Source organism: Paenibacillus sp. PCH8 (assembly GCF_002968835.1).
Classification (GTDB): Bacteria; Bacillota; Bacilli; order Paenibacillales; family Paenibacillaceae; genus Paenibacillus.
Genome location: NZ_PKQK01000001.1, coordinates 551592 through 569235, shown reverse-complemented (window position 1 = coordinate 569235; position 17644 = coordinate 551592). Strand labels below are relative to the sequence as shown.

General features: G+C 39.8%; 14 protein-coding genes and 3 pseudogenes. 11 read left to right on the top strand and 6 right to left on the bottom strand.

The genetic code is table 11. From position 1 onward, the window contains the following. Positions 1-205 precede the first annotated feature (205 nt). Complete coding sequence (locus C0Q44_RS02400; RefSeq protein WP_105405895.1) at positions 206-748, top strand: hypothetical protein; 543 nt, start codon at positions 206-208, stop codon at positions 746-748. Between the two features lie 558 nt (positions 749-1306). After that, positions 1307-2128 carry a collagen-like protein gene (locus tag C0Q44_RS31400; protein WP_105405894.1) on the top strand — a complete coding sequence of 274 codons (822 nt, stop codon included), beginning with the start codon at positions 1307-1309 and terminating at the stop codon, positions 2126-2128. Between the two features lie 485 nt (positions 2129-2613). Here the strand turns inward: C0Q44_RS31400 and C0Q44_RS30665 are convergent. The 4 genes and pseudogenes from C0Q44_RS30665 to C0Q44_RS31390 all read right to left on the bottom strand — a co-directional run. Then, positions 2614-3219, bottom strand: a pseudogene (locus C0Q44_RS30665) (hypothetical protein); the annotation flags it as partial. A 581-nt stretch (positions 3220-3800) separates the two neighbouring features. Further along, a pseudogene (gene map / locus C0Q44_RS02385) lies at positions 3801-4551 on the bottom strand (type I methionyl aminopeptidase). Positions 4552-4655: 104 nt separating this feature from the next. Continuing rightward, complete coding sequence (locus tag C0Q44_RS31395) at positions 4656-4934, bottom strand: NAD(P)H-dependent oxidoreductase (RefSeq protein ID WP_308737386.1); 279 nt, start codon at positions 4932-4934, stop codon at positions 4656-4658. 98 nt (positions 4935-5032) lie between these two features. After that, entirely contained in the window at positions 5033-5185 is a 153-nt protein-coding gene (locus C0Q44_RS31390; protein ID WP_308737385.1) for an NADPH-dependent FMN reductase family protein, read from the bottom strand. 540 nt (positions 5186-5725) lie between these two features. Between C0Q44_RS31390 and C0Q44_RS02375 the strand changes: the two genes are divergently transcribed. From C0Q44_RS02375 to C0Q44_RS02365, 3 genes are all read left to right on the top strand, one after another. After that, on the top strand, positions 5726-7165 hold the full coding sequence (locus C0Q44_RS02375) for a PAS domain S-box protein (RefSeq protein WP_105405893.1): 1440 nt from the start codon (positions 5726-5728) through the stop codon (positions 7163-7165). 974 nt (positions 7166-8139) lie between these two features. Beyond that, positions 8140-8979, top strand: coding sequence for an alpha/beta fold hydrolase (locus C0Q44_RS02370; RefSeq protein WP_105405892.1), 840 nt, complete (start codon positions 8140-8142; stop codon positions 8977-8979). Position 8980: 1 nt separating this feature from the next. Continuing rightward, positions 8981-9448 carry a PAS domain S-box protein gene (locus C0Q44_RS02365; protein WP_105405891.1) on the top strand — a complete coding sequence of 156 codons (468 nt, stop codon included), beginning with the start codon at positions 8981-8983 and terminating at the stop codon, positions 9446-9448. Positions 9449-9697: 249 nt separating this feature from the next. Here C0Q44_RS02365 and C0Q44_RS02360 read toward each other — a convergent pair whose 3' ends face one another. Continuing rightward, entirely contained in the window at positions 9698-10216 is a 519-nt protein-coding gene (locus tag C0Q44_RS02360) for a TetR/AcrR family transcriptional regulator (protein WP_181150821.1), read from the bottom strand. Between the two features lie 207 nt (positions 10217-10423). On the opposite strand from C0Q44_RS02360, the gene C0Q44_RS30660 reads away from it, so the two are divergent. The 3 genes from C0Q44_RS30660 to C0Q44_RS30650 are packed head-to-tail and all read left to right on the top strand — an operon-like array spanning position 10424 to position 11936. After that, entirely contained in the window at positions 10424-10972 is a 549-nt protein-coding gene (locus C0Q44_RS30660) for an FAD-dependent oxidoreductase (RefSeq protein WP_258166136.1), read from the top strand. Continuing rightward, positions 10969-11448 (top strand): hypothetical protein, encoded by a 480-nt coding sequence (locus tag C0Q44_RS30655; protein ID WP_258166135.1) that lies wholly within the window; start codon positions 10969-10971, stop codon positions 11446-11448. Before C0Q44_RS30660 ends, C0Q44_RS30655 begins: the two co-directional genes overlap by 4 nt. Before the next feature lie 23 nt (positions 11449-11471). Then, on the top strand, positions 11472-11936 hold the full coding sequence (locus C0Q44_RS30650; RefSeq protein ID WP_258166134.1) for a hypothetical protein: 465 nt from the start codon (positions 11472-11474) through the stop codon (positions 11934-11936). A 1231-nt stretch (positions 11937-13167) separates the two neighbouring features. Here C0Q44_RS30650 and C0Q44_RS02350 read toward each other — a convergent pair. Continuing rightward, entirely contained in the window at positions 13168-13740 is a 573-nt protein-coding gene (locus C0Q44_RS02350) for a flavin reductase family protein (protein ID WP_105405889.1), read from the bottom strand. A gap of 423 nt (positions 13741-14163) precedes the next feature. Here C0Q44_RS02350 and C0Q44_RS02345 point away from each other — a divergent pair, with 423 nt between their 5' ends. The 3 genes and pseudogenes from C0Q44_RS02345 (at position 14164) to C0Q44_RS02335 (ending at position 17278) form a co-directional block, all read left to right on the top strand. Further along, positions 14164-14508, top strand: coding sequence for a winged helix-turn-helix transcriptional regulator (locus C0Q44_RS02345; RefSeq protein ID WP_105405888.1), 345 nt, complete (start codon positions 14164-14166; stop codon positions 14506-14508). A 306-nt stretch (positions 14509-14814) separates the two neighbouring features. Continuing rightward, positions 14815-15477, top strand: a complete 663-nt coding sequence (locus C0Q44_RS02340; protein WP_105405887.1) for an MBL fold metallo-hydrolase — start codon at positions 14815-14817, stop codon at positions 15475-15477. Positions 15478-15854: 377 nt separating this feature from the next. Continuing rightward, positions 15855-17278, top strand: a pseudogene (locus C0Q44_RS02335) (glycoside hydrolase family 1 protein). Positions 17279-17644: the final 366 nt, after the last annotated feature.

Genomic DNA, 17644 nt, shown 5'->3' with positions numbered 1-17644 from the left:
AACTATCGGAGCAGGTTAGTTTAATTTTAGTCACGGAGAAACGTATCACAAATTAATGGGGAAGTATGGGGATCAGCTGGTTCAGACCCGGTCGATACTGTTCATCTATCTTATTGAACTAACGGGCAGGTTAGTTTAAGGACAAAAGGGAACAGCATACCTCATATAGAATAACCTTATCTCTAAAAGGGAGGAGGAGAACACATTGCATAATATGATGAATAAGAGACAATTTATTGAGATGACAGTTAAGGAACATCGTTCTGTAGTACTTAAAGTTAATAATCAAGATGAATTTTTCCGTGGTGTTTCAAAAGAATTAAATGAGGTCTACTTATTTGTTGAAACAGAAGAAGGCATAAACTATAAATTTAAAATGGATGACATCATTGAGATTCATGCTATCAAGTCTTCATCGCCTGAACATATTGCTATACAATCCCCCAGTTTGACGAAGGATGACCTTGAAAACCTTGTCCTCCTGTTTCAAGATTTAAATGACGATGTAAAGAAACAAATTATCTTTTCTTTATCAGAAGTGCTTGGTAAGCAAGTGATCATTTCAAAAATGGATATGGATTCATACAATTTATCTGAAATTGAGATGATTGTTAACACTATAAATGGATATCTACTCACTATTAAAACACAGGATACTTTTCGTTCGGAAATTTCTAAATTATACAACAATATGGATTTACCTCAAAAGACTTATTTGGGGCAAGGGTTAGATCATAATCGAGGATAAGTTAAGGACAAGTTAACATTTTTATTAATCAACTAACGGGAAGCGTTAGTTCTAAACTGCAACTAGGCAGCCTTCCAACTGGAACGGCTGCTTTTTGATTGATTTCCCCCCATGCTTTCAAAAAACATTTCTATCTTGAGTTCTAAAAAAAAAATTGCTTCTATATTATCCATATTGGATGCCCTCTTGCTTTAGGAAAAAGAGGATTCGCTGCCCCTATTACAGGACTGATATCAATACCATTTATCATTTACGCCCCTTCTGGAAACTGCCCAAGTTATATGCCTCAACATGACTTGACTAATCTTGTGGGCTAAGCTTTAGTTCATCTGAAACAACAATACCGGATCGAATCCGCTAGCTTAAGAAATTGAAAAATTTAGTGGATATCGTTTATTTAATGGTGTTAATTCATGTTTATAAGGATTTAAAGTACCAAGTCAATAGCCTTCATTTCTTGAAAAATAGGTTCTAGCATGGGTAAAGATAGTTATCAGTCCATGCCCTGTGGCCAACTACCTACGTACACTGAGCTAAGATTATAGGGAGGTGTATGTATTGAGTTATTCAGAAGAAAAAAAACGACATAAGAAAAGAAACGTAACTGTATGTCCTTCGAGAGGAAAAGGAAAAGAACGCAGAGTGAAAGTAGAAAAAAAAATAGCTCAGTTAAAATGCTCTCCGCCTGAAGTGAATGTAAAAACGCCCACAGTGGTTGGCCCTACAGGTCCCCAAGGTATACAAGGGATTCAAGGTAAACAAGGACCTCAGGGGCAACCAGTTCCAGCGGGAGCTGTAGGTCCTCAAGGCGAAGCAGGTCCAACGGGACCGCAAGGCCCTCAAGGTGTACCTGGTCCAGCCGGAGCCATCAGATCACAAGGATTTCCGGGCCCAGCGGGTCCGGCTGGAGTGGCAGGCCCTGCGGGTGCCACTGAGGCAACAGGAGCTGCCGGAGGGGTTCTTGGTTTTGCCGATTTTTTTGCTCTGATGCCTCCAGATAATGCTGCAACAGTCTCTCCAGGCGCAGACGTAAGTTTTCCTCAAGATGGACCTAGAAGCGGGACTACAATTACTCGCACAGGTCCAAGTACATTTAATTTGGCAACGATCGGTATGTATCTGGTTATGTTTCAGGGAAGTATGAATGAAGCTGTGCAACTTATGTTAACACTGAATGGTGTTGATCTCTCCAATACCGTAGTGGGGCGGGTAACAGGCACAAGTCAGATGCCAGGAGTGACTATTGTACAAACTACTGCAATTAATTCAATCCTGACCGTGCGAAATCCAATCGGTAATTCCACTGCACTAACCATGACACCTCTCGCCGGAGGAACTTGGCCTGTTTCGGCACATCTTGTTATCACACAATTAGCTTGAATATAATATTCAAATAGTCAAATGATATATAAATTTTAAAGGCGAGTTAATCAGGCTCGTCTCTTTTCTTTGGGGCGATTGAGATAAGAATCGAGTCGAGCCGATTGATCAGATTAAGCAGAAATCTATGCCATACGGGTTGACCTTCAGGAAAAAGGTCTAGAGTACGCAAAGCTGAAGCGTAGGATAGAGGAACTCGGCTATGTAGAGAGCCAATCGTCAGTTCTAACCTGCTGGGTACGGTTAGTGTAGGTTCAGAGAATTTTGAAGAACTTGTTGTTTTGGATTATTAAGATTCATGCGCACATATGTTAACCTTTGTGCGTAGGATATAGAGGACACCTTACACCTTTCTACCCACCAGCATTAAAGCAGGTGGGCTTTTTTCAAATTATAAATTATATTCACAGCTTACGATCGATTGCATATTATATTTAATGTAGACTATGTGTCTACTCCTAATGGAATAACTAGCCTGCCGATTATACGGTCGCCCTGACTCGTGTACTCACGTTATTCACACCGTTTACAATTAATCTTCCGGAGTTAGGGAAAGGATTGAATATATTTTCCGTTAACGCAAAGCTTGTTAAATTTAAGGGATCTATTGGAATATGACCGGACTGAATATTCACATTGATAATACCATTGATTCCTCCGCCCACTAAATTCACTTAGGTAACCGTGTTTGCTTTCGAAATCCACAAAATTAAAATCGAGAGGAGCTGTTAACAGCATCAAGTCCAAAAACCCGGAACGGTTATCCTTCATAAATCTTGTCTCAAACCATGAAGGGTCGTTAATATCGAAGGGGATGGCTAATCGGGTGAGAGAGTGCTGGTACCGACTATTTGCACATTGGATTTAAGATGAATCAATGATTCTGTATATTGACCTCATCCAATCGAGATCGTGTACCGCTTCGTTGGAGAAGCATTCAGGATGGAGACCATCGCTGCTGTTATCGTCAGAAAGGGAAGACACTTGATTCTATTAGCAGTAGCAACATTACCGACTTTATTTACATAAACTATCTGAGTTGCTGTGGGTAAAGGGTCAGAGCATATTGAGCCAGGCGGACCTTGAGGCCCGATTTACTCACCAGGAAAAATCTCGAAAATACAATTGGCCGAAGCATCTAATCACGTAACCGTGACTGCGATGCTTTCCGCCCCTTCTAGTCAGTGATAACACGGACTCCGAATTGATCAAAGTTAGCATAAATATTATCAAAGGTAAGGATAGATCCAGTTGTATTAAATGGATTTAAGCTAACTCCAATCAAAGAATTGTTCAACAATCAACTTAGTTATTTCGAGAGCAGCCCTCTATCCCTCACACTTTCTTCTATTTAGTTTAGAATCTTATATAGATTTGTCCGATCAAACTCGCATTTTTTAATTGTAAACGTGAGGTTACTAATATCTCAATCAGCCTTTCCAATGTATCAACATTTAATGCCAACGTTCAACTTGCGGTATACTATGTGCCGTCCATGGGGAATAGCCATGCTGTGGTCTACTTTTTTAGTGCGGAAAGATTAAGTACATGGTACCAATATTGATTAGGATATATATCTGTTTCATTAAGCTAACGGGCAGGCTAACGGAATGGGACTGCAAGCGAAATAAAGGATGAAAATTTCTCGATTAACGATATTCAATACCCGTAGTTAAAGAAAGATGCTATGCCAAATACGAAAAAAGGTCGACCACTTCGTTGGTTGACCTCTATTTATTTTATTGTGCGGTAAAATTTGTGGACCTTCAGCCGTGATAGCGATCGTATGCTCGTATTGTGCGGCAAGCTTGTTGTCCATCGTCCGTGCGATCCAGCCGTCTGGATCCATTGTGATAAAGTAAGTGCCTTCGGTGATCATGGGCTCAATGGTGAACACCATACCTTCCTTGATACGGAGGCCTTTTCCAGATTTGCCGACATGCATATAAGTTGGCTCCCTCGTGCAGGTCCCGGCCGATGCCATGGGCGAGAAGGCCGCGCACGACGCCGAAGCTGTGCGACTCCGCATGCCGCTGAATCGCGCTTGTCACTTCGCCGAGCCGCTTGCCAGCTTGTGCTTGCTCGATGCCCAGGTCAAGACATACCTTCGTAACACGCATCAACTTCTCGGCCGTAGGCGAGATCTGCCCGACTGCATAACTCCAGGTTGAATCGCCGAGCCAGCCATCGAGCTCAGCGACCGTGTCGATCGTCACGATATCACCTTCCTCAAGTGGCATATTGCTAGGGAAGCCATGTGCGATCACATCGTTGGGAGAGGCACAGATTGCATATGGATAGCCCTTATAGCCTTTCTGGTATGGTTTTGTGCCGTGATTCAACTTAATGTCCTCGAAAATGCGATCAATCTCGTTGGTGGTAATGCCTGGTTTAATAAGCGGGGCGATTGTACGATGATACATACATCAGCTTACAGTTTTGCAACGGATTCTTTAACTTTTTCCAAACCTTCTGCAATAATGCTAGGTGCGTTTTCGCGATCTAGAGCATGGCCTTCCACGATAACTTAATCCAAGATTTCAAAGCCAAAGAAATTTTGTACCACTATACGCATATAGTTCACAGCCATCTCCATAGCACTCACTTCAGTCAAACTGTATAATCCGCCACGAGCGTTGAGAAGAATGACTTTTTTGGACCCCAAAAGGAATTCCTTTTGACCTTGTTCGTTATATTTAAATGAGAAGCTAGCTTGCAGGTTATAATTAATAAAAGCTTGTAATGCTGATGGGATCGTTAAATTCCACAACGGAAACGCGAAAACTAATACATCTGCGGATGTCATAGCTTTTTGTGCTTTTTGTTGTGCTGCTATTGAAGCTGCTTCTCCTTCATTCAGTTCTTCTCCGATATCTGTAGTTTACCAAAGGCATTAAATAAATCTTACCCGTAATGCGGCAGGCTTTCCTCAAATACATCAAAGGTGGTTACGTGTAAATGGTCATATTTTGCAGCTTCTTCTACAAAGGCTTCAAACATTTTGGTTGAAATACCATCTGGACGATTGTTTGCTTTGATTACTAATACGTTAGTCATAATTGTAACCTCACTTTAGAATTTTTTATTTAATGCATTGCGAACGATGGGGGCAACCTTATTAGATAGTAAGTCAATGGCTTTTTCTACTCTGGCAACAAGCCAGGTGGAATTGGATCAAATAGTAAAAGGAGCAACCCGCTAAGATCAGAGTTTGCTCTTTTTCAAATGGGTATTAAGGCATGAAAGATCGCGGGCAATTTTTCCACCCCGTTTCCGCTGAGCAAATGATAGCATGGTAATATTATCGAGCAATAATAATGGAAATCCATTGATAATCTCTAAGGTTTAAATAAATAGAAATAAAACATTATCCACCATTTTTGCAAACACACCCATAAGGTATACATGTGACGATTAACATTCAACAATCCGTAGTTATATTCAAGAATAGACGTCCTAGTTCAGCAGCTGAAAGGTACCTCTTAGATTGTTAGCTTCTGTTGATGACCGTCTTCAGTACTTTAGTTGGAAGGAATATGTTATATAATCGTCGAATGTACCCTTAAAATCGAATCTTATCCGGGGTGAAAATGACTTATGAACATACGACTAGAAGACCAGCTTTCACAGTTCGCGCATCAAGAATTTAGCGAAATTCTCTCGGAACAACAAGGAATGACTTTTAAATTCAAACTAAAGCAAGGTCGATTTATACATACGTTCTGTGCAGGACAGCTACTTTATAAAATGGGCTTATCTCCTGAAATGATTATTGGAAAAGAACTTAGAGATTTTCTTCCCTACGATGTATCTGAATATAAAGAAACTTTTTATTATGAAGCATGGCAAGGAAAAGAGGGAATTTCATACGAAGGTGAAAAGGAAGGGATATTTTACCTTGCGTCATTACGACCCATCAAACAATCAGGTATGGTGATTGAGGTCATTGCTTCTTGCGTAGATATTACAGAGCGAAAGAAAGCTGAGGAAGAACTTAGAGCTACAAAAGAGTTATTGGAATCTTTATTTGGGAACTCTGTTGATGGCATATATATCGTAGATATAGAGGGAAATGTAATTCGAGCTAATCGCTCTTTTGAGATAATATTTGGTTGGACAGAAGATGAGCTTGTTGGAAAAAAGGTACGTTCTTTCCCCGTAGATATAAAGTCTGAATTTGTAGATATTAGTAATAAATTACAAAATGGAATGGGAGTTATTAGCTTTGAAACATCTGCACAACGAAAGGATGGTGAAATGATATATATTCATTTAACCATGTCCCCTATAAAGGATGCTCAGGGTAATGTTATTGCTTTGACCGGTATAACGAAAGATATTTCTGAACGCAAAAGGTCAGAAGACTTTTTGCGAAAAGCCGATAAATTAAATGTAGTTGGGCAATTAGCTGCTGGTTTTGCACACGAGATCCGTAATCCTCTAACCACTTTACGTGGTTTCTTACAATTAATGCAATCAGAGAAAAACTGGAAATCAGATTATGGCGACATTATGGTTGACGAAATTGACCGTATCAATAGTATAATTTGTGAGTTTTTAACCCTCGCAAAACCACAATCGATGAGCTTCAAAGAATACGATGTAGGGGTTATCCTGCAGGATGTCATTACTTTGTTAGATGCTCAGGCCACTCTAAATAATATCCAATTTCATGTGCAAGTGGCTAGCTGTCTTCCCTTAGTGAAGTGTTCAGAAATTGAAATCAAGCAAGTATTCGTAAATATTATAAAAAACGCAATTGAAGCTATGCCCAGTGGGGGAATAATTAGTATCGCTACTAATGTTCAAGGGAACTATATTTGCATTCGTTTTAATGATCATGGTGCGGGCATTCCTGAGACCTTGATTCACCGTTTAGGTGAACCCTTTTTCACCACAAAAGAAAAAGGAACAGGGTTAGGTTTGATGATGTGTTATAAAATAATAGGCGATCATAAAGGGAAACTAGCTGTTAATAGTATCGTTGGTGAAGGAACTACATTTGAAATCAGGATCCCTTTTTTGCTAGTTGAATAAAAGCTGAAAAGCTAAAATATTATTACATGTCGTAATAATATGACTCCAATTGAGAAGACCAAAGTCCTAAATGTTTTAGGGGTGTATGTATCGCACAAAAGTGGAATCCTTGTGTTTTTCGAACGACGCTAGGAGATGGGGAAGTAGGATAAGAATATAGGAAAAACAGAGTGATTCATCAAATCAAGTGATCAGTACAACATACGGATCTACGGATCTTTTATCTCCCAAAATGGAATCAGTGGGTGGAAGTGAACTCCGGCTACTAATAATCTGACTTTTCCGCTATGGATTTCTGGAGTATATACATGGTTTGAAGACCTATTATTTCGAGGTACACTGCGATACGATGGATTGCAATTTGTTCTATCTACAGCCGCATTATGGTCTTCTCCTAGGTTCTCAATGGTTTGTTCGGCAATTACCTTGTTATGATCTTTATTTGTGCAATTGCTTTTGTGATGGGCTGGTATTGATTTTTGCTACATGAAATCGGATTCTATGCTCTTTCGAAAGGGAAGTACCAGTGCCTCATTTAGAAGTCGCAAATCTTAACGTAATCACACTTGACCATATCAAATGAAAGCAATCGACTCAACGTGCAAGAAATGACGTCTTATACGCCTTAAGCAGTTGCGATATTGGTTTTGAGGAACCAAACTAATGAATAATATAAGATACTTCAAAAATCAGTTAAAACATTTGTGGAAAAATTGAATTTTTAACCACTAATCTCAACAACAGGATTAGTGGTTTTTGTTATAGAGTGATGTCGAGTGACAAGAACATATTCCCATTGAAGTCGCTATTTTAGCGGCTTTTTTATGTTATCGGTACAAGTTCTTGTCCCAAGCCAAGATCAAGAACTTGTACCGATTGCCGGAATGGACAAGAACATAAAAAGCGCATGCAGATAAAGTGGTATAATGATTGAAACATGAGAACTCATCATTAACTAGTAGGAGGAGGAGTCAATGGATAGTCAAGGGGTTCTCTTCCGAAACAACGTGAAAGTAACGGGCTTTGGTCCCAAGGCTCTTATATTTGCACATGGGTTTGGCTGTGATCAGAACATGTGGCGCTTGATTGTACCGGCATTTGAAGGAAAGTACAAGGTGGTTTTGTTTGACTTTGTAGGTTCAGGAGAATCCGACATTCAAGCTTATGATCCTTGTGGTTATCATGATCTGAATGGTTATGCCCAGGATGTCCTAGATATTTGTTCAGCGCTTGAATTGAAGAATGCCATTCTAGTGGGTCACTCCGTCGGTGCAACTATTGGTATGCTAGCGTCCATTCAAAGACCGGAATATTTTGATCGGCTAGTTCTAATCGGGCCTTCTGCACGCTATTTAAACGATCTGCCAGATTACATAGGAGGATTTGAGCGGGAAGATCTGATTGGTTTATTGGACATGATGGATCAAAACTTTCAAGGTTGGGCGAGTTACCTGGCTCCTGTCATTATGGGAAATGCAGACCGGCCGGAATTATCCGATGAGCTAGAATTAAGTTTTTGCGCAACCGACCCAAAGGTGGCCCGTCGTTTTGCAGAAGCAACTTTTCTATCTGATTACCGTAAGGAACTCAGCAAGGTAGTGGTTCCATCTTTGATCCTGCAATGCTCTGAAGATTTGATCGCTCCGCTGGAAGCTGGAGCCTATGTCCATGAGCAGATGAAGGGGAGCGAGTTCCGACTGATGGATGCAACCGGTCATTGTCCACACCTAAGCCATCCAGAAGAAACCATTCGACTCATTAGCGAATATCTCGCATCTTTCAATCTAATCCAGGAAAGCGAGCTGCGCACCTAATATGGACGAACGATTGGATTACGCCCCCTGTGTTTATTTGTCGATGGATCGAAGTAGGACGATAGGTATCGTTAACCATACCTTTTGCAGCTTGTTAGAATATGAGAAACAAGGGGTAATCGGCATAAGCTTCGAATCCTTGCTGACTCGGTCAAGCCAGATTTTCTTTTTGCTTTATTTTTTGCCGCTGATTAATCTTAATCATCATGTTAATGAAATGTTTTTAATGATGAAAACGAGTAGCGGGGAGACGCTTCCCGTTCTTTTGAATGCTGTGGTGCGAGAGCGGGGGGACGAATTGCTTTACGATTGTGTTATAATTCCCATACTGCGTAGGAAAGAATACGAGCAGCAGATTGAACAAGCGGAGAATGCTTATCGAAAAGCGAAGGATGAACTCGAACGGATTGAGCAGGAACTTAAAATTAAGAGGGAAGAACTTGCATCTTTTTCTAATTCTAAGGTCTAGCTCATCGCTACATTTTTAAGCATCAAAAGTATCGTATCCGAATTCGTTACTCTTAAATGAAACAGATGAAAACCCGACTGATACTGATGTTCCATCAAGTTTATCAAAATAGTAATTTCATAAAGAAGGAGCCATTGTTTTCGACAATGGCTCCTTCTTGTTTTACTTAATCATTGATTGATCCATATCCACTAGCAGTTGTAGTTCCAATATTTTTTATTTGCAGAGCATAAGTACCCGTTTGAACACTTATTCCAGCATGATCTTCTCGTTAACTAGCTGGTAGTAGTATTCATCCATTTGTTCCGCTGTAACATCTTCTTCAAGATGGTATATCCACCATGTCACCAATAAACTAATGACTCCTGAATGGTATTCGGCTAAAAGTTCTAAAGGAGCTGAAAGCTGTTTACCTCTCCTTTTTAGTTCGAGAAAATCTCTTCTAGAAATATCTCCAATATAATTTTTAAAAAAATCAGTAAATCCTTTGTCATTCTTCTGGTTTTGGACAATCGGTTCTAATAAATTCTCCAACATGAATCTGGATAAGCTTTGCAAAGGCTGCCTTAGCCGATCCTCAATATTCATTTTTAGATAATCCTGAAGCACCCAGGTCAGGGTCGAGTGTAAGAGTGCAAATTTATCCTCAAAATGTTTGTAAAATGTGGTACGGTGAACCATCGCCCTGTCACATATTTCATTAATCGTTATATTGCTGAAAAATTTCCCTTGCTCAGACAACAGATCTTTAAAGGCCGCAGTTAACAATTTCTGAGTTCGTACAACTCTTAAATCAACCTTTTTCTCAATAATTTTAATCTACACCTCTTTCATATCGTAGTTTATCTATACAGCGTCATTATATTGATTCTTACCATAAGAGAGATTTTGATTATATATTGGTATTATAAGTAATATTTTCACTGGTCTACAACCGTAGATTTAATATAATTTTGAAGAAAGGATGAAGTTGAAATGTCTGACATGAAAAAAGCGGTAGTCATTGGGGCTGGGATAGCGGGATTGATTACAGCCAGAATGTTATCTGACTATTATGAAGACGTATATGTTATCGAAAGAGATGAATTCCCTACGGAGCCGTCCAACCGGCAGGGTGTACCTCAATCTTTTCATCCACACCGTGTACAACCTCGCGGCGCGCTGATTTTAGAATATTATTTTCCAGGATACAATGAAGAATTGATAGATTTGGGGGCAATCTCTTCACACGATGAGAGTCTTGTCGTTAGCAATCGGTACGGTACATTGGTGAATAAGGAGGATACCACCTCATTTAAAATTGCATCGTGCAGCAGAGCTTTGCTGGAATGGGTGCTGCGAAAACGAATCCAGGATATTTCTCATATAAGCTTCTTAACCAGCATGGAAGTTACCGGGCTAATAGTCTCTGAAGATCAGCGCTCCATTACAGGCATTTACACCAAAGAGAGAAACGGGGGAAACGAGAAGAACAACTTCCAGCGGATATGGTTATTGATGCCTCAGGTCGTTCCTCCAAATTGATCAGATGGCTTGATAAGATTGGATTGTCTGTGCCAGAACCGGAAGTGCTGAAGGTATCTCTTGGTTACAGCACCCGCTATTACAAAATAAAATCCTCTATTCCAAATGAATTGGTGATGTCTGATTCAGATCCTGAGCAAGGTATTCGTGCAAGCATATTTATGCGCACCGAGGATGATATCGCTGGACTCATTCTTTTCAATGCTGGAGGAGAGGCGTATCCGTCCACTCAGCCAGAAGAGTTTCAAGAACAAATCAAGCATCTGTTTGCTTCAGATAACATTGAAAAGTTAATGGAGCAGTTAGAGCCATTGCAAGGGCCAAGGGGTACCGCATTTCCGAGTCTGTTCGCCAGCATTTTGAACTTATGGAAGATTGGCCTTCTGGATTACTCGTTCTTGGCGATGCATTTTGCAGCTTTGATCCCATTCATGGACAAGGTATCACCGTTGCTGCAATCGAAGCAGAAACGATAGGAAAATGTTTGGAAGCACAACGAATGCAGCCTGATACTCAGTTTGAGCGGGAGGTATTGATTCGGATGCAGAAGGCCATCGAACCGGCTTGGTGGCTTAGTTCTGTGGCTGACATGCGTTGGAAAGGGGTGGAACATGCTGGACCTTTCGAACTGAAAGGAGTTACTTTTGGTCAGAAATATATTAATTTATTTACCAAGCACGCAATGAAAAAAGCTTATCAGGAAAAAGATAATCAGCTCTTCTTTATGCAATTCCTGATGAATGCGTTGATCCTTCCGCCAAGTGAATACTTTAAAAAAGAAGTTCTGGACATGATTCTGGACGATAATGGGTCCGAAGAGGAGATGGAATTAAGGGCAGAGCTTGGTGTACAAGATCCTGAATTCTTTCAGCAGAGATTGGATGAGATTCTTCCAACATTTGAACTGGAGTATGATGAGGAGATTAAAAAACTGCTGGAATCACTTCAGCCCGTGATGAGCTAACATATAAAACTGAAAAGTTTCGTATGTAGGAGTAATTACGCTCCTTGCATCGGTTTAAGAAACCCAGGTCATTCGGAGACCCTGGGTTTCTTTTCGTAGATACTCCCGAAATAATTTGTCTCATCTTTTTAGATGTCTTATAGTGAGGAACAATAAGACAATGAGGGGGATTTCATGGATTTATGCAGTACTACCATGCTACTTGAATATGGACAAAGGCATGAACTAAAAAGAACTTGCAGAGGCTATTAATCGTGATCAGACAACTGTCATTAGGATGGTACACTCTCTTGAGCGGAAGAAACGGATGACGAATAAACTAGACAAACGCTCCCATGATTTATTTTTAACTACCAAAGGAGAAGAAATCGAACAGCAATTATTACTGATCGTATTAAATACTCATTATTATGTAACACAGTGAATCGAACCTTAAGATCTGGAACAATTAAAATTACTTGGAAAAGTTGTATTCCAACGTACAGGATGAAAAATTTCCTACTGAAAAAGACTCAGATGTATTTTGATCATTTTTAATCCCCAATTACAATCCAGAGAACGGATCACTAAGGAGAAAATGAAGAAAAGATTACCGCTTCCTTGAAGAGATCATAGATGCCGTTAAAACGGAATGGAGAGGACCCTTGTTCGCCCGTAATTCTGCTACAGAGTATAGCAAATGTGACAAATCGTTGCTCTTCAGAGCTCCTTTCAAAGCTTGCCACCTTGGAAAGATCTGGTTCAGGCAGCATTGGAACATTGCGGAAAGTCAGCTCCTTTAGAGAACCTATACCAAGTATTCGAATCTATCGAAAAAGAGAAAGTTAATCCTCGCTGGGAAGAACTTGAATCTAGGGACTTGTAAACTGAAAGCAGCAAAGATCTGTACCGTAATTGAATATCAGAACCCTGAGCACGGGGGTAACTTTTAATTAAGTCTCCCAGTGCTCCTGGAGAACTTATGATGCCTAAAAAAATAATAACGCTTGAATAAAGTATCAGAAAAGATAACGAGTAGTTCAATTTTTAGTGCCTCATAAGCTAGAGGTGAACCTCTAGCTTATTTATTGATTTATTGAGCAAGGAATCCCTTGTTCGTATTGAGACAAATCACGGACACCTAACTGATTTTTCAGAGCTTCTTGTAGTACTTGAGAAAATTTATATTATTCTCACAGTCCCATTTCATCTAACCAAAATGGGACTGTGAGAGTTTTCTTTACCGATTTAATTAGTCTTTACCAGGTCCGTGATTAAATTTAGTACCTTTTCCAATAGCATAGAATTGACCGCCAGCCACATAGTGTATTGTACGCAATTCATCAGGAGCATCATCAAAAATCCAATGTCCGTTGTTGAATACTCGATCATCACTCCAAGCACCGACAATTTCACCCATGAAAAGATCATGTTCTTGTTCATTTACAGCATTTGGGATAACCTTGCATACTAGCCAGCCAGCGGAACCTTCAACTAGTGGTAAATCAAATTCTTCTTGGTAAAAGAGTGGGATATTATCAAGTTTGTTGTCTGTTTCTTTAGCGCTGTGCTCACCAACATACAAGACAGTTTCCATTTGTTTAACAGTTGGAACATGTACTACATAGTAACCACTCTTTTCAACGAGTTCACGTGTAAAAGCTTGTTTGCCGATATATGCCATCACTTTATTATTTCCCACCAGACCGACCCAAGCGGCTGCCATTACATTTTCTATCCCATCGTGTTTAGCAGAAATCATGGTTGTTGGACCTACTTGCAATAAACGGTATGCTTTCTTTAAATCAACAGGCTTAATGGCCATTATTTGTTCACCTTTTCATTGTTAGTATATTTTCTTGTTGGACACTTCATTAACAAATAAGAATTAACGATTTAGAGTCATAAATGCTCTTCCTTCATGATTTTGAGTGGCCAGTGCAACTGTAAAGGCACCCATTTTTTCGATATTCTCGTGCGTCTTTTTATTCGTACCAACACCCAAATTGATATATCCTCCGTGATTCATCGTGCATCAGTGCACATTCATCACATTGACAGTTCCGTTCTCATCGTAAGTAGATATCATCAAAAGTGGCATGGGATAGCCATAAGCAAAAGCAACCGGACTGAAATCTTTCATGATTAAAAATACCTCCGTTCAGTTATAATGTATAGTATAATCGAAACATCACAAAAGACTAGTATGCACTTTTTAGTAAGATACTATCAAAAAGGAGAGTATTACATGATTCACAGTAAAACCAGAAATGAAAAAGAAGACAGTAATGAATCATTTGTATATACCTTATCGCTAATAAATGGTAAATGGAAATTACATATATTATTCTTGCTATTGAAGGAAGAGATTATGCGTTACGGTGAGTTGAAAAGAGCGCTTCAAGGAGTTACTCATAAAATGCTTAGCAATCAATTAAAAGAGCTAGAGGCTGATTCGCTCATTACACGCCATGAATACTCACAAGTACCGCCTAAAGTTGAGTACTACCTTTCTGAGCGTGGCAAGTCCCTCATCCCTGCTCTGCAAGAGCTTTGCAAATGGGGAGCAGCTCATATAGATGATGAACATTAAGTCGCGAGTCATTCACTTAAGGTGCTATTATTTATATTGATCAAACAGCCCATTACCAAGTAAAATCCTTTTTTATGAGAATGAGTGTGACCATCGCACTTAATAGTGAGAAACCCGGGTGAATTATAACCTTGGGTTTCTTTTGTTTTTAAATGAACGTACAAAAAAGAGGACGAGAAGACATTTCTTTTCAGGTGCACGTATAGCATAAAGTACAAACCAATAAGAAAGTGAGTTTAAAAAGGGTTGACTTATTGCTTACTTTAAGTAATATAATATCTTTACTAATTGAAGGAGTGAATGTCTATGTCTCAACCGAATACCGGAATCAAAGCAATAAAGCTTGAAATGGAATATTATGGGGAACCATTTATAGTATATCCAACATTGTTATGGGATGAACAGAATGTAGTGCTTGTTGATACGGGGATTCCTGGGCAATTGGAACAAATCCGTACGTTACTCGAAATAGAAAATTTCGGTTTAGAGAAGCTGACGCATATCATCATTACACATCAAGATGGGGACCACATTGGCAGTCTGCCGGAACTACTTCAGGCAAGAGGGAACGAGGTGACGGTACTCGCACATGAGGAGGCTGTACCCTATTTGACCGGAGCCATTCCGCTTATCAAAAGTAAAAGTTTCGCACCGTCCGTGCATGTTCATACAGCATTAAAGGATGGAGACATTCTGCCCTTGGCAGGTGGTATTCAAGTCGTCTTTACACCAGGACACACACCAGATCATATGTCGCTATATCATATCCCAAGCCAAACGTTAATTGCTGGTGACGCTTTAAATGCGAAAGATGGTCGTCTCTTGTCCTTTGATGACGAACAAACTTTGGATCATACAACTGCGTTAAAGTCGATTGCCAAACTGTTAGAGCTTGATATTAAAAAAGTGATTACGTATCATGGTCACGAAGTTACGAATCAGATTAAGGAAAGTCTTCAGACATTGTAGATATGAAACCTACCATCTGACCTCAAGTTAGGAGAAATCAAGCTGGAAGCAAGCTAAAACACGTTTAATGGAATAACTTATCATGATGAAGTCGTCATTCTGGCGGCTTTTTTTATTTTGTTACTTATTATGATGGCGTAGTTGAATTACAGTTACCCTTTAGCTTGCACACAGTAATCTTTAGAAACACTGTGTTACTTTTATGTTACAAATGTGAATCTGTGATACCTTGTACTAAATACGAAATAATATGTATTTTATGCATTAATCTATGTAACATAAGTTGTGAAAACAAATACATGATAAAAAACCGACAAAGCGAGATTCATTTTATATCCAGATCCGCTGAAGGTTTAAACGAAAGGTGGGCTTACCAAATGACTCAAACATTTCAATTTCCTAATGGTTTTTTGTGGGGAGGTTCCGTCTCTGCAAACCAAATTGAGGGTGCATATCTAGAGGACGGAAAAGGACTTTCCATTCAGGATATCATGCCAAACGGCATTCAGACACCTCCGACGATTGAACCAACAGAGGATAATATGAAGTTAATTGCGATTGACTTCTATCATCGATATAAAGAAGATATTAAACTCCTTGCCGAAATGGGTTTTAAAGTTTTTCGCATGTCTATAGCTTGGTCCAGAATCTTCCCGAAAGGGGATGAACTTGAGCCAAACGAAAAAGGCCTCCAATTTTACGACAACCTCTTTGACGAGTGCCGGAAATACGGTATTGAACCTCTGGTTACGATCTCTCATTATGAGACTCCTTTACATCTCGTTAGGGAATACGATGGCTGGGCGAATCGAAAAATGGTCGGTTTTTATGAACGGTATGTACGAACCATTTTTGACAGATATAAAGACAAAGTGAAGTATTGGCTCACATTTAACGAGATTAATTCAATTCTTGAACACCCGTTTGCAAGTGGTGGGATTAACACACATAAGGATCAACTTAGCAAACAGGCCCTGTACCAAGCGGTTCACCACGAGTTTGTTGCAAGTGCACTGGCGGTGAAAATTGGGCATGAAATTAACCCGGAGTTCAAAATTGGTTGTATGGTCATTGCTATGCCGATTTACCCATTGACTCCTGATCCTAATGATATGATCAAAGTGATGGAAGCGGATCACAAGAACACAGGTTTTACGGATGTTCACGTGCGTGGTTATTACCCAGGTTACATGAAACGTTATTTGAAAGATAACGGAATTACCATTCATTTTGAGCCTGGCGACGAAGAAATTTTGAAAAATACCGTTGACTTTATTTCCTTTAGCTATTATCAAAGTAGTTGCGAAACGGCTGATCCTGCCAAGCAAATTAAAGGAGAAGGAAACCTCATTGGTGGTGTTCCTAATCCGCTCTTGACCGCAAGTGATTGGGGTTGGCAGATCGACCCCAAGGTTTAAGGTATATCATGAATGCGATGTACGATCGTTATCAGAAGCCATTGTTCATCGTTGAAAATGGATTAGGAGCCGTAGATGAACTGATTACGGACGAAAATGGTAATAAAACCGTTATTGATGATTATCGCATTAAATATTTGAAGGAGCACTTGCTTCAAGTCGCTGAAGCCATTCAAGATGGTGTTGAATTAATGGGATATGCATCATGGGGTTGTATTGACTTGGTTAGTGCAACAACTGCAGAGATGAAAAAACGGTACGGATTCATCTATGTGGATCGTCATGATGATGGTTCAGGAACATTGGAACGCTATCGTAAGAAGTCCTTCCACTGGTATAAAGATGTCATTCAGAGCAACGGGAGCAGCTTGTTTCGTGAATAGCAACAAGGACTTGAGATTTAACCTACAGAATGCTGAATATACGGCAATGAACAAGTAAAAATTTTGCTTAGAGAACGTCGAAAGAAAACAATAGTAAATTAAAAGTATGTATACTAAACGATACATTTCGGTAACATAGCTACAAATACCGATGACTGTTGAGGAACATTGAAAGTCGCTAATTTAGCGACTTTTTTTAGTGCCCCAGCAGGGGCGCTATCTATAGGGTTAAAGTCCCGAGTGGCGAAGCCAGCGTCATAGATGGATATAGCTCGGATTCAGGCATACAATTGGGCCATCTTCCCATCGGAGGCGCATCCGTGGGATAAGTTCGATGAGTCGATAGAGACACTTTACCGCCACGCT